The organism is Marinifilum breve, assembly GCF_003202155.1.
Taxonomy (GTDB): domain Bacteria; phylum Bacteroidota; class Bacteroidia; order Bacteroidales; family Marinifilaceae; genus Marinifilum; species Marinifilum breve.
Genome location: NZ_QFLI01000006.1, coordinates 92,319 through 113,566, shown reverse-complemented (window position 1 = coordinate 113,566; position 21,248 = coordinate 92,319). Strand labels below are relative to the sequence as shown.

The following is a 21,248-nucleotide window of genomic DNA, read 5'->3' as shown; positions in this document are numbered from 1 at the left end:
TTTACAAATAATTTATTGGATTCGAATTTATCTCAGAAATATGAACCGCAAAGTTAGGTAATTTTTTTGTAACTATCTCATAAAAAATATCTCGAGTAAACTGTTCACTTTCATAATGTCCAATATCGGCAATTATTAATTTGTCTTCAGCATCAAAAAACTCGTGATATTTAAAGTCTCCCGTAACAAATATATCGGCTTTGGCTGATATGGCATTTCTCAATAAAAAACTTCCGCTTCCGCCACAAACAGCTACTTTTTTAATCTTTTCCTTATTAATATTGGTATATCTGATACAACCACAACCGAATATTTCTTTAATTCTTTTCAAAAATTCGATCGTATTTTCTTCACCTTCCAATTCTCCTATCATTCCTAATCCCACTTGAGGATTATTATTGTCGAGAGAATAAATATCATAGGCAACCTCTTCATATGGATGAGCATTTAGCATGGCTCCCACAACTTTTCCTTTTAAATGCTTCGGAAAAATAGTTTCTATCCTTACTTCTTTCTCGAAATTTAGCTTTCCTTTTTCTCCCACATAAGGATTTGTTTCTTCTCCACCTCGAAAAGTTCCCTCTCCTTCTACATTAAAGCTACACGAATCGTAATTACCAATACTGCCAGCTCCCGCATTAAAAAGAGCTTCTCTCACCTTTTGTGCATGATCATTAGGAACAAATGTTACTAATTTCTTAAGATCCTCTCCAACTGGAGATAAAACCTTCTTATTTTGCAAGCCAATTAAATCGCAAATTCTCTCACTAACTCCACCACGAACGGAATCTATATTGGTATGTGCTGAATAAATGGCAATGTTATTCTTAATGGCCATCATTACAGTTCGCTCAACATAGTTCGTTCCATTAAATCTTTTTAAGCCTTTAAATACAATCGGATGATGGGCAATAATAAGATTCGCTCCTTTTTGAATTGCTTCTTCAATAACAGTTTCAATTACATCAAGACAGATTAAAATGCCACTAACCTCTTGATTGTATTCTCCCACTATAAGTCCGGCATTATCATACGATTCCTGGTACGATAATGGCGCAACCTCTTCTATAGACGAAATAATATCCCGTACTTTCAATTCTAATAAGTTTTAATGATTATAATGCATCTTTGATTTCCAACAACAGATCTTTGATCTCTTGCAAACGGGATACAACAGTAAAATTATTTTCCGTATCCTCTTTGTTCTCTTTGAGTTTTTGCTTGGCTCCCTTTAGAGTCATTCCCCGTTCTTTTACCAAATGGAAAATCAAATGAAAATTTTCAATATCGCCCTGAGTGAAAAATCGATTTCCCTTCTTATTTTTCTTTGGCTTAATGATATCAAATTCCTTTTCCCAATATCTGATTAAGGAAGTATTTACCTTAAACATATCAGCAACTTCACCAATTGAATAATAAAGCTTTTCTATTTTCTTCTCTTTGTAAGGCACGTCGATTAATTTTAAATCTTACGCTTTCATTTAATTAGGGAAAGCTAAGTAAATGGGAATAAATTATTAACTAAAGTAATAAATAAAATGGCACGGAATAAATTTTTCCGTGCCACTTTTTATGTTCTCATTATTTTTGTCGGTAGAATTAATCCATTGTTTGACCAGTGTTTTCAGCATATGCAACCATTTGGTCGTACTCCTCTGCTGTAATGTCATTAAAATAGTAGTTAATTGGATTTAATGTTTTTCTTCCCTTTCGTACTTCATAATGTAGGTGAGGTCCCGTTGAAATACCTGTATTTCCAAGTTCTCCTATAATTTCTCCACGTTTTACCTTTTGTCCTCTTCTTACCCTGTAACTATCCAAGTGAGCATAAATGGTTGTATATCCATAACCATGATCAATCACAATTTTCTTACCATATCCCCTCTCTTTTCTCACAGTTTTAACAACTCCATCGCCAGTTGCATAAATCGGAGTTCCAATCTTTCCTGTAAAGTCCATACCATCATGAAATTTACGGGTTTTATAAATTGGATGAATTCTCCAACCATAACCTGCTGAGATACGTCCAAAATCCTTTATTGCTAGTGGCATTATTGCAGGAATTGCCGAAAGCATTTTAAACTTATTCTTTACCATTTCCTCAACATCATCATATGATTTGGTTTGAACATACAATGATTTTGCAACCTGATCTAGTTTTTTTGTGGTTGAAATTACAAGCTCAGCATTATCCATACTCTCTAGATGCTTGTAACGATTTACCCCACCAAAACCTGCTCTACGGATATTTGAATGAATCGGTTCTGCTTCGAAAATAACACGGTAGATATTATCATCTCTTTGCTCTAAATCACTCAGAACGGTTTGAACCTGTTGAAGTTTCGTATTTAATAAACTGTATTGATTTATTAATCTCTGATTTTCTCTTTCCAATGATCTTTCCTTGGGTGAACCGAAGAAATAGAACAATACCACAACCATAAAAATAGCGAGTACTGAACTGGAAGCCATATGCTTAAGAACATTGACTAAGCGTGTCTTAAAATTAATTTCTACCTTTTCGTAGCTAACAGACTCAGGGTTAAACTGATACTTTGTTTTCGCCATCTAATACTTTTAGGTTAATTTTTGCAGAAAAAGTCTAAATTTTTGCTCATTTAAGTCAACAAAATTAAGGAATTAATCTAACTTTGCAAGCTAAGTAACGAAATCTCATCTATTTAAAACATAATAGACTCATGAATTCAAGCGAAATCAGACAAGCATTTTTGGATTTTTTTAATTCAAAGCAACATAAAATCGTTTCATCGGCACCGATGGTAATTAAAGATGATCCTACATTGATGTTTACCAATGCAGGTATGAACCAATTTAAGGATATCTTTCTTGGTAACTCACCAGTAAAATATAACAGAATTGCCAACTCTCAGAAATGTCTTCGTGTTTCAGGAAAACACAACGATCTTGAAGAAGTAGGACACGACACCTATCATCACACTATGTTTGAGATGTTAGGAAACTGGTCGTTTGGTGATTACTTTAAAAAAGAAGCCATTGACTGGGCTTGGGAACTTTTAACTGAAGTTTATAAATTGCCAACAGATCGTTTATACGCGTCTGTATTTGAAGGTAGCGCCGACGATAAATTGGATCGTGATGATGAAGCTGCTGGATATTGGATGAAATATCTTCCGGAAGATCATATTATTAACGGTAATAAAAAAGATAACTTCTGGGAAATGGGTGATCAAGGTCCTTGTGGCCCTTGTTCTGAAATTCACATCGACTTAAGAAGTGATGAAGAAAGAAAAATTACTTCAGGTAGAGATCTTGTAAATATGGATCACCCACAAGTAATTGAGATTTGGAACCTTGTATTTATGCAATTCAACCGTAAGGCGGATGGTTCTCTAGAGTCTCTTCCTCATCAGCATGTTGATACAGGAATGGGGTTTGAGCGTTTGTGTATGGCAATGCAGGGAAAAACTTCGAATTACGATACCGATGTTTTCCAACCAATTATTCAGACCATTGCTAAAATGGGTGGTAAAGAATATGGAAAAGATGAAGAAATTGACATTGCTCTTCGCGTGATTGCCGACCATATCAGAACAATCGCATTTGCGATTACTGATGGACAATTACCATCAAACAACAAGGCTGGATATGTAATTCGTCGTATTCTTCGTAGAGCAGTTCGTTACGGATATACCTTCCTTGGATTCAAGGATCCATTCATGTATCGATTGATTCCTGTTTTGATTGAAGTAATGGGACAACACTTCCCTGAGTTGATAAAACAACAAACTTTGATTGAAAAAGTAGTTAAGGAAGAAGAAAACTCATTCTTAAGAACTCTTGAGAATGGTATTAAATTGCTAGATCAAATTATTGAAAAAACCAAAGCTGACGATTTTAAGGTTGTTCCTGGTAAGTTAGCTTTTGAATTATATGATACTTACGGATTCCCATTGGATTTGACCGAATTGATTCTGAAAGAGCAAGATTTGGTTGTAAATCGCAAGGAGTTTAATATTGAAATGGAAGCTCAGAAAAACAGATCTCGTTCGGCAACTTCGGTTGATACTGGCGACTGGGTTGAGCTTTTAAAAGATGATGTTGAGGAATTCGTTGGTTACGATTACCTAAGCACAGATGTAAGAATTACTCGCTACAGAAAAATCACTAGCAAAGGAAAAGATTCTTTCCAAATGGTATTCAACATCACTCCTTTCTATGGTGAAAGTGGTGGACAGGTTGGAGATACTGGTTACATTGAAGCAAATGGTCAGAAAATTTCCATTATCGATACCAAGAAAGAACATGGTTTGATTGTTCATTTTGCTAAGGAATTGCCAACTGATCCAACTGCAACTTTTAAAGCAGTTGTAAGTGGAAGCAAAAGAAATCTTACTGCAAACAACCACACCGCAACTCACTTGATGCATCATGCATTACGCGAAGTTTTAGGCGATCACGTTGAACAGAAAGGCTCTTTGGTAAATCCTGATCACTTGCGTTTCGACTTCTCACACTTCCAAAAAGTAAGTGAAGAAGAAATTGCTAAAGTTGAAGCAATTGTAAACAAGAAAATCAGAGAGAATATTGATGTTGAAATCAAGAACAATATTCCAATGAATGAGGCTACCAACATGGGTGCAATGGCATTGTTTGGTGAGAAATATGGCGATTTAGTTCGTGTTGTAAAATTCAATGACTCTGTAGAGTTGTGTGGAGGTACTCACGTTGAAGCAACAGGTCAGATTGGTTTGTTCAAAATCATCTCTGAAGGTGCTATTTCTGCTGGTGTTCGAAGAATTGAAGCCATCACTGCTGATAAAGCGGAACAATATATCAATGACAAATTGAATACTCTACGAAATATTGAAAAAATATTTAAATCGAGCCAAAACCTACTTAAGAACATTGAAGACCTGATGTCTGAAAATTCAGGTTTGAAAAAGGATTTGGATGGCTTTATGAAGGATCGCTTAAAGGTGATGAAGAATGATCTTAAAGGAAATATTTTTGTAACCAAAGATGTAAATTTCATTACTGAGCCATTAACTGTTGGAAGTGCTGCTGATTTAAAAGACATCGCTTTCCAATTAAAAGGTGAAATTGATAATTTGGTATTCATCACAGGTGCCGATTTGGGTGGAAAAGCGAACCTAACCATCATGTTCTCTGATAACCTTGTGAAAGAATACGATCTGCATGCAGGAAATATTGTTCGTGAGGCTGCCAAAGAAATCAAAGGTGGTGGTGGTGGACAACCATTCTTTGCATCGGCTGGAGGTAAAGATCCTAAAGGTTTGGAACAAGCCATTGAAGTTGCCAAGAAAATGGTACTTCATAAAATTGAAGGATAATAAGCTGTCAACAATTAGCTTGCAGCTATCAGCATAAGAAACGTCGGTTCATTTGAATCGGCGTTTTTGTTTACAATTAGAAATCAATAAGTACAATACTTCCTCTAAAAACAAGTAATAAGTAAACAAGCATAATAATTTAATTTGTTACTTTCGCGCCTGCTAATTTTTTAATGGAGTCCAGAAACCATAAACGGGGCGAATCCGAAAAGCCAAACGAGTAGGAGAATTATAGGATTAAAAGAATGACAATAGGATTACTTTTTTATTTGGGGTTGATTGTATTAATGATTGTATCTGCATGGAAAACCTATGAAAAGGCAAACCAACCTGGTTGGGCTTGCATTATTCCAATTTACAGTACAATTGTGTGGCTAAGAATCATTGGAAAACCATGGTGGTGGTTATTGCTATTATTTTTTATTCCAATTGTAAACATTATAATTGCCATTAGAATGATCCATCTTTTATCTAAAAGTTTTGGAAAAGGTACAGGCTTTACCTTTGGTTTGATTTTCTTACCCTTTATTTTCTATCCAATTCTAGGCTTAGGTGACGCAACTTACCAAGGTCCAGCAGGTCTTAAGCAAGAAGAATCAAACTATTTATAATACAGAACGCCAGCTCTTTCGAACTGGCGTTTTTATATCTTTACCCTCTCTTATATCATTTCACTTTCAGTATCTTTTTCGTGGCACCCTCCCATTAATACTTGTGGTGATCTCCCACTAGTGCTTGTGGCGATGTCCCACTGGTAGCTATGGTGGTCCCCCACCAATGACAACTAATAATTAATACCATTATATGCGCGTTATAAATCTACGGTTGCATGCTATAGGTATGTACGCTAAATTGAGCCGAAGGCAAATAGTTGACGCCGAACCAACATACCAGAAGAATTACAAATGCCAAGGCCAAAATCCATAAGGCTGAAACATACTTGGCTAGTTTCTGATATCGACGATGGATGTAAACCAAATATCCCATCCAAGTAATGAATGCCCAGGTTTCTTTTGGGTCCCAGGTCCAATAATGCCCCCAAGCTTCTTTGGCCCACAAGGCTCCAAACAAAAGCCCAAAGGTTAGGAATGCAAACCCAAGGTACACTAAATTATCGGCCACCTGCATGTATTTAGCCTCGAACTTTTCTCTTTTCACTTGATACAATCCATAAACTGCAACCAATGTAGATGCCGCTAAAAATGCATAGGAAATAATATAAACTACCACATGTGGCACAAACCACGGACTTTGCAAAGCTGGCATTAATGTCTTCGAGAAATTCTCGGGATGCAGGTAATTAATAAACAAAAACAGAAGCGACATAAACAGGCAATAGTAAAGCATCCAAAGATATCTCCAACGGAAGTAGGTAATCAATCCAATTATCGAAATAAACAAAGAATACCACAATCGTGTTTCTCCTAAAGTTCTTAATGGAGGACGTTCCAAACTGGTCCATAAAAATCCAATATAAACAGCCATGCTAAGAATTCCTATCAGCACCAGTAAATTCCTGATCACATCTTTTTTAGGAATGAATGCCGATAATATCCAACTTGCAGAACTTACACCCGCTGCCATTAAAAAATAGTTCCAAATCATCTTATTCAATTTACAGTTATCAGTAAACAGTTATCAGTAATATTACTGCTCACTGTTAATTGTTACTTTATTTCCTCTCCAAAACATATAAACGGCTCCTATCATCATCATAAAAATGCCGATATACACGTAAATTTGCCAAGGATCTTTTACTACTTCCACCACGCTTAAAGTTGAGTATTTACCCATTTTCTCATCGTAACTTAGCTGGTAGATTTTCCATCCATTTACAGTTTGAGGTTTGTTTACTTCAAGAACTTTATCTTCCTTTTTGCCATCAGGAGTATATATGGTAACCTCAGATGAAAACTTCTTTGGTTCAGGTACAGTCATTAATAATGAGTAGTTATCATTCAGCTTAAGCGATTCATGTGGTCGATTAAAACTACCACAAGAAATCCAGCCTGTGAGATTTTCTGAGGAGTTTGTACTAATGCTTACTTTAGCTGCAGGAGCAGCACCAAAATCATGTAATGGATGATACCTATCTCCTGCCCTTCCCGATAATGGCAAAAACTCATCTATTGTAACCGACCAATCGTGCAGTTGAGCAGTCAAATCTTTTTCAATCATGATCATAGATGGTTTGGTGGGTTCATAAAGTTTTCCCGTTTCGTTTTCAACAACTGCCAACTTCGGATTAAATTCGTCGATAATAAAATCGTTTAGTTTAATGGCAAGTGGCAATTCGTAATAATTCCCTTTATCATCGTAAGCTTTCCATTCTGTTTTATTCTCATGCAAATCCATCTTTAAGCGCATCAGATCGCCAGAACCCAATCCTGCTGCAAATATGGTAATCCACAATCCCAAATGACTGCAAACAAAGCCCCAGTTCTTCCATTTAAATGGTAAACCTTTTCGAATAATTACCAATGCCAATATAACCAGCAAGTAAAAGTTGATAAACAAAAATGGCCAGGATGTAGTAAGCTGGTTTAAGCTTAATGTAGTAATGAAATTATCTTCTTGCATGGGAACTTGTGGTGTAATTCCCATTATAATCACAAGCAGCGTTAAAACACTTATTGCACCAATAGATGCTGGTATCCCTGATAAAAAAAGATATAAATTCGATTTGCGTATCAAACGATAAAAAACCAAAATCAGAACTAGAAAAACAGCTCCTAAAATTAAATTCATCGGATAGCGTATTGAAGCACCTGAAGAAGTTTGAATGGATAACTCCAGAAGGAATCCAATAAATAACAATCCAAATGCAATCAGAAAACTTTCAGCATACCCCCAAGGTTTTTGCCATAGTGGTTTAGTAGTCTTACTCATATCTCAATATTTAAACAAGATTCGTTAAGATCGTAACATTTTTAGAAATTCATATCAATTTTCACAACAAATAAGCTCTTAAGTGCTTATATAGAATCTACATTTCCCAATTGGGAAAATATTATTCTAAAAAATATGCCGCCCATTAAGGACGGCATAGAACCTATTATTGGAACTGTAAATTATTACATTTTTACCTGATAAGTGGCTTCGCGTTCTTTCGCTTTCTTATCCCACTCAGGAACCAAGTTCTTCTTGAATGTTTCTTTCTCTTTATTCAATTTATCCATTGGTAAACCAATAAACTCCTGGGCTTTCGCTTTAGTAGTAATATCTGGATAAGGCACTTCACCTGTGAAACCATACTTATGGAAAACTCTAACCAAGGCGATACGAGCTTCTTGTACACGCTCTACACCAGTTGTAATAATACGACCTGTTTCAGTTGGAGCATGGAATGAACCACCATGAGAAGCAGCTGCATAATCCCAACGCCATTGTGCATGACGAATACCCATTAAAATAGGCTTCATTTCTTCTTCAGTTGCACCTAAATCCCAAGCTTTCTTAGCTTCTACATGAGCACGTACCAACAATTCTTCCAGTTTGTCTCTATTGTGAATAATCTGATCTTGACGTGTGTAAACATTCTGAATCAACTTATCAGTTTCTTCACGGTGACAAACCTGACATGAGTTAGCTACATTGTTCAATGGAGATTGGATATGGTGATCAGTAAATTTCTGTCCACCTTCTGATTTGTATGGCATATGACAGTCAGCACAAGAAACACCACGATCGGCATGAATACCTTTCAAGTAAACTTCGTATCCTGGATGCTGAGCTTTCAACATTGGAGCCTTACTCAATGCATGAGTCCAATCTTTAAATTCCATTTCGTCGTAATACTCTTCCATTTCTTCAACGCCCATACCTTTATCCCATGGTAATTGAACAAATGCAGATCCTTTAACACGTTTCTTATTAAAGTAATACTCAACGTGACACTGAGCACATACCAAAGAACGCATTTCCTGGTGAGTAGCATCATTAATATCCTTACCCATACGCTCGAATGCTTCGATCAAATAAGGACGAGAAATTCTTAAATTCATAGTCTCTGAATCATGACAGTCTGCACAACCGATAGGGTTAACTACTTCATGTCCTTTCGAAGACCATTTTCCTGCGTAGTATTCAGCAACTCCTATTTCATTCATCAAACGAGGTACATCCGGAGATTTACATGTCCAACAAGTAGAAGGCATAGGACCAGTTTTATCATCAACAGGACCCCCTGTTCTTAATGTATTTCTTAAATCTTCTACTGCATAGTAGTGACCACGACCTTGGTTATAGTCTTTCGCAAAACCGTAACCAGCCCAAAGTACAACTAAACGAGGATCAACCTCTAACATATCAATCATAGCACCACCATTGTACTTACTACGGAAAGTAGTATCAGCCGTGTTGTAATATGATTCAAATTCTCTTGGGAAATTTTCACCCCAAACTTCATTTCTTGGTTCCCACTGACCGTGCTCAACTTGAGGAGTATAGGCATAAACAGATTCTGCCCTTCTTTCCATGATAGATGAAGCTAACAATCCAAGTAGGAATACAACAACCAAAGTAACCAGGAAGATCAACCATCCCAACATTGGTTTTTTGCCTACAGATTCTTGTATTGGTTTCATAGTATATTTAGTTTAAGTTTTATTCGTTTTCTAATTCAGTTTCTTTCATGTATTCTTTTAACCAGTCAGGTACCGGACTTTCAGGAAGTGGAACTCTGGCGTTTGGAACACTAGATAAACTATTCACTCTTCCATGTGGTACTTCTCTGTGACATTCCCAACAAACTCTATCCTGAGTATTGTGGGCATGGTTCGGCACTTTAGCTGCCAGTTTCGGATCAGTCAGTTGTTGACTGTGACAACGGACGCAGTTGTTATGAACTACTTCCTTACCCTCATCGAGTATAAAAATTACCTCTGGTTCCATTCTCAACGCGAACATACTTGCATGACGCAAGCCGTCTTTGGCTTTAAAAAAGTACTTATTAAAAACATTGTTGTGTGGAACGTGGCAATCATTACACGTGGCAACTTCACGATGCGAACTATGGTTCCAAGTAGCATACTGTGGAGCCATAACATGGCAGTTTACGCAAGTCTCAGGCGAGTCGGACAAATAAGATGCTGCTTTAGAAAGATAAAGCACATAGCACCCTAGCCCAAAAAATATCCCAAGCAAGACATAAACCGGAAGTTTCCATTTTGGAGGTGGTGTTAAAAATTTTAATAATCTTACCATTAGCAAAAGTTTAGATGTATGGAGTTTGCCTTATTTTTTCAAGAAATTTGGTTTGAATACAAGCATTACCCATCCCCAATTTTGAGTTTCATCTTTGTCTCCACCTTTCAATGCTTCCATCGAATCAGATGCGAACATGTGTGAGTAACCAGCTTTAATCAAAACACTCTTTGAATACTTGTACCCTACTGATAAATCAACTTCAGTTCCTAAGTATTTATCTTGCTTTTCAGGACCTAAATAAAGATCAGCAGCCGTTGAGAATATGTGAATTGCAGTAGCAAAAGACCACTGTCCCTTTGAATGATTCAGCCCGCCATAAATATCAGTCAGACCAACATTGCCAGTATGGTTACCTACATAGAAGTAGTCCATATGACCATTGAATTTATGGTTTGTACCAAATAAAGGAGTAAATGATTTATTATCTGAATCCAATCTGCTTCCAACACTTGAATCATAATCAGAACCTGATAACATTTCGATACCTACATTACCTTTCCAGTTATCAGCAACAGGGAATTTCATTCCTAAATTGAACATGTAAGCGCTCAAATCAGTATTTGATGGATCTTTTCCTGTTTGCGCGTACAATGAACCTGTAAATGAAATCTTACCAGGACGATAGTTCATGTGAGCACCAAAAGTTTGACTATAACGAGTATCTCTATCAATAGCTTCTGAAGAATCAGCATCTCTTTCCTGCCCCACATTCATGAACAACAAGCTAAAATCGAACTGGTCTGATTTTCTGTTGTACCAAGCAAATTGCATGCTCTTGTAATTGGTTGTGTACAATTGTCTCGATAAGAATTCTGCATCGTTATTCACTGCAAACCCCACATGAAATTTGCCTTTCTCGTCGGTTTTAAACTTTAACAATGCCAAGTCATGACTTCTGGCTTGTTGCGCCCAACCTACATTACCCAAAATTCGTGAGTCATCATATACCAATTCCTGACGACCAACCTTTAAGGAGAAATTTTCATTGAAAATGATTTCACCCCATGCTTCATGAAGCATAAGTTGATTCTTATCTGAAAGGTTTAATTGCTTAACATCACCCCAAGTACGAACGTCTTGTACCGACAAACCTACTCGAAATGTTTCTTCTGCGTATCCTAAATTTAAACGTGTACGCTGCGATGTTGCAAATGCAGCATCATCGGAAGAGTTAAAAAGAGACTTTAAACCGTGACGATACTCTGTACGTGGTCTGATTTCTCCGGTAAAAGTAAGCTGAGCCATTACTAAAGATGGCACCAGTCCTAGAAAAAGGACTAGTAATAGGCGAAATAGTTTTTTCATAGTTTGGTTAGATTTTAAATTAAAAATCTCTTATTCAATTCAATAATTTAGTGATATTGCTACAATACTAAGCGAATTATTAATTCATTTCAAGATTAATGGATTATTTAAATTTATTATATTTAAATTTTAATACCTTTTTATCCTTTTCTACTCTTGGTTTCCAGATGATTTTGACACGAAAAACAAAACACTTTCGCATCTTAATTTATTTTTAATCTGAATAAGAATACAATTGGGATAACTCATTCCGAAACTAAAATATACTTATACTTTAACAAACAATTCAATTATATCTAACAAGCAATAAGTTACGCTAATCTTTTGACATAACAAGATAGAATCATTCTGAATTCAGAAGCACCTGAGTGATTTTTAATTTATAAAGAAAAGCGTATCTTGAAATCCAATTTACATACACTAACATTCTAAACTAACTGGTAGTACTAGTGTACTTCTTTAAAATATATTGAATCAGATGAAGAAACTTTTGAATTTTCTATTCTCTATGCAGATGATGGGTGTGCTCATCATCTTGTTTGCATTTTCGATTGGAACAGCAACATTCATAGAAAATGATTTTGGAACTCCGGCAGCTCGAGCAATGGTTTATGACGCTCGCTGGTTCGAACTTTTACTGTTGTTGCTTACGTTTAATTTGATCGCTAATATTTTTAGATACAAGTTATACAAGCGTGAAAAATGGTCCATTTTCATTTTCCATGCTTCTTTCATTGTTATAATTATAGGTTCTGCATTTACTCGCTATGTAGGATATGAAGGAAACATGCACATTCGGGAAGGACAAGCCACCAACCAAATTACCACAATGGATTCATACATTGATGTGAAATTGGAAAAGAATGGAAAAATATCTGAACTAAGCGAAAAGTTTACCCTGTCTTCAGTTAAATCGGATGATTTTAAAGAGCGTATTTCGATTGATGGCAATGAAATTGATATTCAACTGAAAACATTTATCCCTAACGCTCAAACTACTTTGGTTCAAGATATGAGTGGTGCTCCAGTTATGGAAATGGTTGCTGTGGGTAGTGCGGGCATGAATGGTATGCAAAACTTTACCTTGGAGTACAACTCACATAAGATGGTTGAGAACAATCTATTGGCTTTTGGTAGCAATCCTCATCCTAATGCAATTGTGTTTGATTTCACAGATAGTTTACGAATGATGAGTCCGATGCCACTAAAAGAGTTGAGTATGATGGGTGGTGATGCCATACCAATGGCAGCCAAACAATGGCATGTTGTTTCGCCTCGCAAATTATATGATATTGGTGGAACCAAACTTGTAATTAAGAACTTCTATCCTGCAGCCAAATTCAAGTACGTTCAAGGACAAGATAAGAATGCCCCTACTCTATTGGTATTCGATATTAAAAATGGAAATTCTCAGAAAGAACTTATTGTAAAAGGTCAAAAAGATTATATCGGCAAACCAGAACTAACCTCGGTTGGAGATGTGAATATTTCCATAGCCTACGGTTCAAAAATAATAGAATTGCCATTCTCCTTAAAACTTAACGATTTCCAATTGGAAAGATATCCTGGCTCTAACAGTCCTTCTTCTTTTGCCAGTGAAGTTACTCTTATCGACGAAGCAAAAGGTATTAAAAAAGATTACCGAATTTATATGAATAACATACTCAATCACGAAGGATACAGATTCTTTCAGGCTTCTTATGACACCGATGAGCTAGGAACTGTTCTTTCGGTAAATCACGACCGCTGGGGAATGTCAATTACTTACTTTGGTTACTTCCTGCTTATGCTGGGAATGGCTTGGTCATTGATTAACCCATACAGTAGATTCAAAATTTTAGGTCGCCAATCACGAAAGGTCAAAACTATGGCCATTTTAGCTTTTGTTATAGGTGGAAGTAGCCTAAGTGCAAATGCACAAGACCTAAATGTTGTTCCATTGGAACAGGCAAAGAGCTTTGGTGAAGTCATGATTCAGGATAATGGCGGAAGATTTGAACCTGTTAACACTCTTGCCAGCGAAGTGATTCGAAAGGTAACCAAAAAAGGAAAATTTAAAGGCTATCCTGCCGAACAGATCTTCTTAAGTATGGTTGTTAATCCACAAGAGTGGCAAACAGTTAACATGATTAAGGTTGGTAATTCAGATTTGGCTAGAGAGCTTGGTATTAATGGTAAATATGGTGCTTTTAAAGATTTCGTAAATGAAATGGGCCAATACAAACTTAGCAAAAAAGTTCAGGATGCCTACTCTAAAAAACCAGCTCATCGTTCTTCGTATGACAAAGAGATTATGGCAGTTGACGAGCGCATCAACATTACCTATATGGTGTTCACAGGGGAATTTTTGAAGATTTTCCCTAACCCTAAAGATAAAATGGGTGCATGGTACAATCCAACCTCAACTGTTACTGCAGCCACTGAAGATTCACTGTTCATTAAAAAATCAGTGGTTCTTATGAGTCAGGCTTTAATTTCGGGTAATACCAAAACAGCCGATACATATATTGATGGCATCAAAAAATTTCAGAAGAAGTTCGGAAGTGAAGTGTTGCCATCTGAATCGAAACAAAAAGTAGAAATCCTTTACAACAACGTGAATATATTTAAGCGCTTGTTCCCATATTATTTAATCATTGGATTCTTCTTGATTATATTCCTGGTTACACATATTCTGCGTCCTAATTTCCCAATTAAATGGGTGGTGGGAATTGCTATGGTAATTTTAGGAGTTGGATTCTTATTGCACACAGGAGGTCTGGCTGCTCGTTGGTACATTGCCGGACGTGCTCCTTGGAGTAATGGATTCGAAACCATGACTTTTATTGCATGGGGATGTTTGCTTGCCGGTTTTATCTTTGCCAAAAAATCGAAGTTGGCTTTGGCTGCAACAGCAGTATTAGCAGGTTTGTTCTTATTTGTAGCTCACTTAAGTTGGATGAATCCGGAAGTAACCAACCTGGTTCCAGTGCTAAAATCGTATTGGTTAACCATTCATGTTGCTATTATTACTTCGAGCTATGCATTTTTGGCTTTGGCAGCAATACTTGGTATACTAAACCTAATATTATTCAATTTTCAAAACAATGATAATAAAGATAGAATTACAACAATTATATTAGACCTTAGTCGTATTAGTGAAATGACTATGACCATAGGTTTGTATTTTCTTACCATTGGTACTTTCCTTGGTGGAATTTGGGCCAACGAATCGTGGGGACGATACTGGGGCTGGGATCCGAAAGAAACCTGGGCATTGTTTAGTATCTTGATATACAGCTTTGTATTGCACATGCGTTTTATTCCAGGTTTAAAATCAATTTATGCTTTTAATATTGTATCAGTTTGGTCATATGGCGCCATTCTTATGACATACTTTGGTGTGAACTATTACCTTTCTGGATTACACTCATATGCTAAGGGGGATCCGGTTCCGTTTCCAACTTGGGCGATCTATTCGATACTTCTTTTATTGGCACTAAGCTTATTCACTTACTTCAATTATAAGAGATACAGATCTGTTTACAAGACTGAATACAATTAAAAACAACATCATCAATAGAGAAAGAGACACCGTTCAGGTGTCTCTTTTTTATTCTCATACATTAGCACCTCTGAAAATAATGGTCAACATTTTTAATCTTTTACGTGATTATGCTTATTTTAGAATGACCATTAATTCATCCATACATGAAAAATCGTTTCCAACTACTAGTATCCTTCAGTGTTCTATCATTACTATTAATCGGATTTTTTTCCTACTCGGTGTGGGTGGAAAAAATCGTATACAATAACCTAAAGAAACAAGCTCTTGAGGATAACCTTACCATTGGTGAATCGGTATTTGGTATGCTTGAAAAAGCCGGTGTAAGCACTACCGAACCACAAATCTTTATCAGAACGGTACAAGAAACCAGCGATGTAATGAAGTTGCCTAACGAAGGCTACATTTGCCTGGTTGATTCTACTGGCAACCTATTAGCAGCTCCAGGATTTAATGGCAAAAAAGAGATTAGCCTTACCGCTGCATCATTTAGCCCATCGGACAGAAGTACCAAATTAGATTTCGATGAGTTTTACGAGAGAGATCCGTTTAACGGATACTACGAGTACGAAGAGCTGGACTATTCGGATATCATTGTTGGAATGAAACATCAATACACCGGGTATAAATTACTGGTTCATCAGAATGCCAACATGATTAAACAGCAGGCCAAAGACAAATCGATGCCACTATTTTGGGTAGGTTTAGGTTTTGCTTTGGTATTATCTATAATGGCCTATTACATCATCAACAAACAGGTTAAAACCTATCAATTAAAAATTTACGATCAAAACCTTGCACTTACACAAATCAATATCGAGATAAAAGAGAAAAACAATGTATTGAGAAAGAAGAACGAACAATTGGAAGAGCTGGCCAACGAAAAAGATGGATTGCTTGGTATAATGGCTCACGATTTGAAAAATCCGCTTGGCGGAATGGAAAGTGTAGTTGATTTGGTTGAAAAAGCAGGAGAATTGAACGAAGAACAAGAAGAGTATTTTTCTTTGCTCGATCAGCAGGTAAAATCGGCGCGAAACCTGATTGATGATGTTTTGGAAATGAACAAGCTTGAAAATGATACTAGCGACTTTCAGAAGGAAGCTTTCGATTTGGTACAATTTATTGAGAAGAAAAGAGAAAACTTTGAACCACAGGCAAACAAAAAAAACATAAAACTGGATTGCATTTGCAAGGAGGAATCCATTTGGTTAACTACCGGATTGAACGAGTTGAATAGAATTGTAGACAATCTGTTATCGAATGCAATAAAATACTCCCCTTTCGATAAAGGTGTAAATATACAAATCGAGAAAAGGGATAGAGAAATAGCCTTACACTTTGTTGATGAAGGAAAAGGCATCCCTGCTAAAGATATGTCGAAACTATTTAGGAAGTTTACCAAACTAAGTACCAGACCAACCAACGATGAATCGTCGACCGGCTTGGGGCTTTACATTGTTAAAGTATTGACTGAACGAATTGGAGCAAAAATAGAGGTAAACAGTGAAGTTGGGGTTGGAAGTTGCTTTAGTTTGATTATTCCCCTGAATCAATAAACCACAAGGCACAAAAAAATCCAAGGCAGAACCTTGGATTTTCTTTTATTTCGCCATAAAGCCCAGCATTAATACTGCCTTTATTCTATAAACCTGAGTTCGATTTAAAATATCCGACACAGAAAATCAGATTTATTCAAGATTTGTTTTAAAAATCTGAAAGAATATCGGGATATTTTGAAGAGCTTTTAAAGTAAAGATTGGATGAAGATGATTTTTTCAAAGAATTTACCTGCTTTTGGCATAAATATCCTCAAATCACCTCGAAATATCCCGATATTCCTTCGGAAATTTGAGAATATTTCTACTCAAAACCAGTGTAAACTGTGACAATATTTTAAACCGAACTAAGGTTATAAATCTTATTCAATTACCGATAACAAATCAATATCGAAAACCAATACCGAACCACCAGGTATTGCACTGTAATTGTAGCTGCCATATGCCAGATGTGCCGGAATAATCAACTTTCCGCTTCCTCCTTCTTTAAATAACGGAATACCTTCCTTCCAACCATCAATTACTTTGCTTAGCTCAAGTTCAACTCCCAGTGTACCACTCTCATCAAACTTCTTTCCATTTAAAAAGCTGCCTTCATAAGCAATTTTCACTTTCGATTCAGACGTTGGTTGAGCTCCTGTTCCTGCTTCATCCATGGTGTAGTATAAACCCGATGCTGTTTTTGTGGCATCCAATCCTTCCTTTTCGATATAGGCCTGAATATCCGCATCATTTTTCTCAGCAATCATTGAAGGTGAATATACCTCTACTTCGAAAATAAGAACCGATCCTGCCAATATGTTACCATGATCCTTACTGCCATAGCCCAAATGTGCAGGAATTATTAAAGTAGCCTTACCTCCTTCGTTAAGATAAGACAAACCTTCTGCAAACCCAGCAATTACACCTTGTAGGTTGAATGAAACCAAATCATCTCGAGTGGTGTCAAATACTTCTCCATTAGTCGTGTAACCTTTGTAAGTTAATGTCACATCCGATATCAAGCTGATATTTTTACCTTCACCCTCATCCTCAATTACGTAATATAAACCCGATGTCGATTTTGTTGCAAGAAGATTGTTTTCTGCTACATAAGCAGCAATCTCTGCTTCATTTTCTTCTCGGTAGTCTTTGTTTCCATCGCTCGAACTTGAACATGAACTTGCCACAAATGCCAATACCAAGGCCAGTAAGTTGTACTTCATTTTTGTTGATTTTGTGTTAGGACAACAAATATAATGAAATACAGCACTTACAAATTAGAAAAAAGCTCTTTTGAGCCATTAAAAAAACGAAGAACTATTCAGCTGTAAAATTAACTCCTTGCCAATACCCTACTCTTCCATATTCTGGAAAATATGATCCAAGCTCACCTCCTTACAATTCGAAGGTGGCACAAAAGTAGATGCAGGAAGGTTTTTCTCTGTCAATTCCACCACCTCATCAACAGATTTATAGTCATCCTGAAAATAAACCGTTTTTAGAGGAATTCCCTTATCCCCAAGCTTCCAATATTGCTCGCTATCTTCATATTCGGTCGAGGCAATTCCCATACGCATGCTTTCGGCCAACTCCCTGAATATTTTAGGATCCCAATCCTTCTTCGAAATCATATTTTCAGCCAACCAAACCTCTTCCATCTTCTTGCCATCCGATTTTACGATGTACTTTCTGGCAGATCTTTTTACAATAGTCATTACTTCACCAGTTCGCACAACTTCTACCACTGGTGGTTTTGTTTTTGTGCCTTGCATTTTATTAAGCATCGGATTATTCGCCCCCATTTGCTTCATCATTTCACGCTGTTCGGGTGTAAGGTTTTTCATTGCCTCCTCCATTTGAGCAGAATACTGATCCATTGCTTTGCCAAAAAACTCTTTCATACGGTTCTTGAAATCATCAAGATTTCCTTTCCAGTAAGTATTCTCTTGCACATTTACAAAAGTAAGATCGCGTGTATTCCCATTCAGAATGAAAATGTGATCCTTATCAACCATTTTAAATACATTGTTCTGCAAATACATTTCGCTCCAACTGCTCTCATACTCGCTGGTAGTTTTCGATTTAATAATCCATCCTGCCGATAATGGCTGATAACAAGCCAGCACAAGCAATGCGCTAAAAAACATGGCTACCAGCAAATTTTTCCGTTTCATTTTTTCTTTTTTAAAGCTTTAAAATTCTTATTGCGGTATAAACTTCATCGGAAATTTAATGCTTCGATAAAGCCAAAGAGAGGTTATTTTTTGAGTAAGAATAAAATTAAGGAATATGGCGAAGCAAGTCAAGAAAAGGAAGGTCGGCTTTGCGATATGATACAATTCTGAAGGTAAAAAAAGACCTGTCGGGTTTTGAAAACCTGACAGGTCGATATTTTTAATTTTTACACCTCAAATCGTATTCTACTAAATGGATTTTAAATCCTATGGCTCCATGAGCCCTAATTGCAAATCAGGGCTAGCAGAAGCATTATTACTTTTAAAAGTATAATCTGTAAAGTAATTCTCTCGTAAAATCAGAAATATATGGCACCATAAACAAAAGGATAATTGAGCCAATTGGTACATACCAGTTCATCCATTTGAAGTTCTTAAGATTAAAAATGCCAACAACAATTAATATTGCCAACAACATTATTGTATGTATTAAATAATACCCTTCTAATTTATCTGGCAATAGTGGGTTGATACGAGTCCATTTATACAGAAATAAAAACCTTTGAATTTCATCATAGGTTAATATCAACAACCAAATCAATATTACAACTCCAGAAATGAATGAAAGCTTTTTTGGTGTATTCTTATATTCCATTAATTCAACAATTATAATCTCGCTACCACGCGAAAGAAATTATGCGACATTGAGAGTATTTCAAATGAATTGAAAATCAAGACTATCCGGATCTAATTACAAAGAGCTATTATTATAATATCCTAGAATAATCTACAGGGCTTTTTGAATCGCTTTGTCGATAAAACGAACACAACCAAAACCTACTCCATTACTCTGAAATAGATATTTACCATCTCTACCTATAACAACATTTGTAGGGTAAGAATTTAATTTCATTAGCGAACGCAATTCTTTAGAAAATTGCACTGTAGGATACAAAAATGAATACTCTTTTAAATGTTCCTTAAGCTCTTCCAAAGCATCAGGGGCAAATGAAATGAACACAACATCCTTATTATCCTGATATTTTTTGACCAGTCTGTTTAAAGCTTGCACCTCAGTAAGACAAGGTATACAACCAGTATACCAATAATTAAACACCAGAACCTTTCCTTTCAATTCTGAAATATTATATACATTTCCTTCGAGATCGGTAGCAACAAAATTTGGCAGTTCTTTACCCAGGTTATTTTCTACTTTTATGCGCTTTAACGTTACTTCCATCTTACGCTGAAGCACATCTTTATCAGCTTTTAGGAGTTGTATGCCCTCTGATTTGTTTTTCTTATAGTTTCGAAAAAACTTTTTAAATGCCTTTTTATTATCATGATAATCCGGTATCGGACTAAGGCATTCACCCCAATAAATATAGGAATCGAACTCTTCCTGAGTGATCCAATTTCCATCAACATCTCGATAAACTTTATCCTGTGCAAAAGAGCTTAAGCTAGATGCTACAAATAAAATGGCAAGTAATTGTTTTAATATAAATTGTAATTTCATAAGTTGAATATTTTTTAATACACCACACTAAACCTACAAAATTATAATCAATTATTCCGTTGTTTTTTGTTCCTATTATAAATATTTTGATTCAAAACATTTATTCAAGTACTATTATTAACATATAAATACACAATCTGTGATATTAGCGTTAAATCCTGCATTGAAAGTGTTGCAATGAAGATATTGCCAACACATTTGGCTTTGCAAGTCCTGTAATCGTCATAATTGTACAAATACGAACGAAAAACTTAAAGAAATTGTCGTTTTTGCGCAAAAATGAGCTTTTCTTCTTTGGCAATGCTCGTTTTTGTACAAATAGAAGCTTTGAAAGTAAATAAATGGCCGTTTTTGCACAAATACTAACATTTATTCTATTGAATTACTTGTTTTTGTCATCAATGTGGCCTTTTCAAGCCTTGCAAAGGCCATATTTGTACGAATATGCCTTTTTCCAGAGTTTCAATGGTCATTTTTGTAGCAATACAGTGGCTTCATCATTTGCGATACCTATTTTTCAATAAATAGTAGCATTAAAGTATATTAATTGCAGCTTTGCAGGCAAATTGGCTCAAGAAAAAGGATTTCTCATTATTATTGACTTTGCTAATGATATTAAATTCA

Annotated in this window: 16 protein-coding genes; 4 read left to right on the top strand and 12 right to left on the bottom strand. The window is 36.0% G+C overall.

Annotated elements, in window-relative coordinates; translation table 11 throughout:
• Position 1: 1 nt before the first annotated feature.
• The 3 genes from DF185_RS14225 to DF185_RS14215 form a co-directional block, all read right to left on the bottom strand.
• A complete protein-coding gene (locus tag DF185_RS14225; protein WP_110361429.1) occupies positions 2-1,096 on the bottom strand; it encodes a Nif3-like dinuclear metal center hexameric protein in 1,095 nt (364 codons plus the stop codon).
• Between the two features lie 19 nt (positions 1,097-1,115).
• Positions 1,116-1,451, bottom strand: a complete 336-nt coding sequence (locus DF185_RS14220) for a MerR family transcriptional regulator (protein WP_110361428.1) — start codon at positions 1,449-1,451, stop codon at positions 1,116-1,118.
• 148 nt (positions 1,452-1,599) lie between these two features.
• A complete protein-coding gene (locus DF185_RS14215) occupies positions 1,600-2,568 on the bottom strand; it encodes a M23 family metallopeptidase (RefSeq protein ID WP_110361427.1) in 969 nt (322 codons plus the stop codon).
• A gap of 131 nt (positions 2,569-2,699) precedes the next feature.
• On the opposite strand from DF185_RS14215, the gene alaS reads away from it, so the two are divergent.
• Together alaS and DF185_RS14205 are read left to right on the top strand one after the other, a co-directional pair.
• On the top strand, positions 2,700-5,333 hold the full coding sequence (gene alaS, locus DF185_RS14210) for an alanine--tRNA ligase (protein WP_110361426.1): 2,634 nt from the start codon (positions 2,700-2,702) through the stop codon (positions 5,331-5,333).
• 245 nt (positions 5,334-5,578) lie between these two features.
• Positions 5,579-5,944 (top strand): DUF5684 domain-containing protein, encoded by a 366-nt coding sequence (locus DF185_RS14205; protein ID WP_110361425.1) that lies wholly within the window; start codon positions 5,579-5,581, stop codon positions 5,942-5,944.
• Positions 5,945-6,152: 208 nt separating this feature from the next.
• Here DF185_RS14205 and ccsA read toward each other — a convergent pair whose 3' ends face one another.
• The 5 genes from ccsA to DF185_RS14180 all read right to left on the bottom strand — a co-directional run bounded on the left by ccsA (position 6,153) and on the right by DF185_RS14180 (position 11,846).
• Positions 6,153-6,938: a cytochrome c biogenesis protein CcsA gene (gene ccsA / locus DF185_RS14200; RefSeq protein ID WP_207784656.1), complete on the bottom strand. Its 786-nt coding sequence runs from the start codon at positions 6,936-6,938 to the stop codon at positions 6,153-6,155.
• A gap of 42 nt (positions 6,939-6,980) precedes the next feature.
• Positions 6,981-8,222, bottom strand: a complete 1,242-nt coding sequence (locus DF185_RS14195) for a cytochrome c biogenesis ResB family protein (protein WP_110361424.1) — start codon at positions 8,220-8,222, stop codon at positions 6,981-6,983.
• 185 nt (positions 8,223-8,407) lie between these two features.
• The gene (gene nrfA, locus DF185_RS14190) at positions 8,408-9,919 is read right to left on the bottom strand and encodes an ammonia-forming cytochrome c nitrite reductase (RefSeq protein ID WP_110361423.1); all 1,512 of its coding nucleotides are present in this window, start codon (positions 9,917-9,919) and stop codon (positions 8,408-8,410) included.
• A gap of 19 nt (positions 9,920-9,938) precedes the next feature.
• The gene (nrfH, locus tag DF185_RS14185) at positions 9,939-10,538 is read right to left on the bottom strand and encodes a cytochrome c nitrite reductase small subunit (protein ID WP_110361422.1); all 600 of its coding nucleotides are present in this window, start codon (positions 10,536-10,538) and stop codon (positions 9,939-9,941) included.
• Positions 10,539-10,568: 30 nt separating this feature from the next.
• A complete protein-coding gene (locus tag DF185_RS14180; protein WP_110361421.1) occupies positions 10,569-11,846 on the bottom strand; it encodes an alginate export family protein in 1,278 nt (425 codons plus the stop codon).
• Between the two features lie 478 nt (positions 11,847-12,324).
• On the opposite strand from DF185_RS14180, the gene DF185_RS14175 reads away from it, so the two are divergent.
• On the top strand, positions 12,325-15,390 hold the full coding sequence (locus DF185_RS14175; RefSeq protein WP_110361420.1) for a cytochrome c biogenesis protein: 3,066 nt from the start codon (positions 12,325-12,327) through the stop codon (positions 15,388-15,390).
• Positions 15,391-15,536: 146 nt separating this feature from the next.
• Positions 15,537-16,949 (top strand): sensor histidine kinase, encoded by a 1,413-nt coding sequence (locus DF185_RS14170; RefSeq protein ID WP_110361419.1) that lies wholly within the window; start codon positions 15,537-15,539, stop codon positions 16,947-16,949.
• 362 nt (positions 16,950-17,311) lie between these two features.
• Here DF185_RS14170 and DF185_RS14165 read toward each other — a convergent pair whose 3' ends face one another.
• From DF185_RS14165 to DF185_RS14150, 4 genes are all read right to left on the bottom strand, one after another.
• Complete coding sequence (locus DF185_RS14165; protein WP_110361418.1) at positions 17,312-18,154, bottom strand: FKBP-type peptidyl-prolyl cis-trans isomerase; 843 nt, start codon at positions 18,152-18,154, stop codon at positions 17,312-17,314.
• Positions 18,155-18,283: 129 nt separating this feature from the next.
• Positions 18,284-19,105: a DUF4412 domain-containing protein gene (locus DF185_RS14160; protein ID WP_110361417.1), complete on the bottom strand. Its 822-nt coding sequence runs from the start codon at positions 19,103-19,105 to the stop codon at positions 18,284-18,286.
• Between the two features lie 322 nt (positions 19,106-19,427).
• Positions 19,428-19,760, bottom strand: a complete 333-nt coding sequence (locus DF185_RS14155) for a hypothetical protein (protein ID WP_110361416.1) — start codon at positions 19,758-19,760, stop codon at positions 19,428-19,430.
• A 132-nt stretch (positions 19,761-19,892) separates the two neighbouring features.
• Positions 19,893-20,624: a TlpA family protein disulfide reductase gene (locus DF185_RS14150; RefSeq protein WP_110361415.1), complete on the bottom strand. Its 732-nt coding sequence runs from the start codon at positions 20,622-20,624 to the stop codon at positions 19,893-19,895.
• Positions 20,625-21,248: the final 624 nt, after the last annotated feature.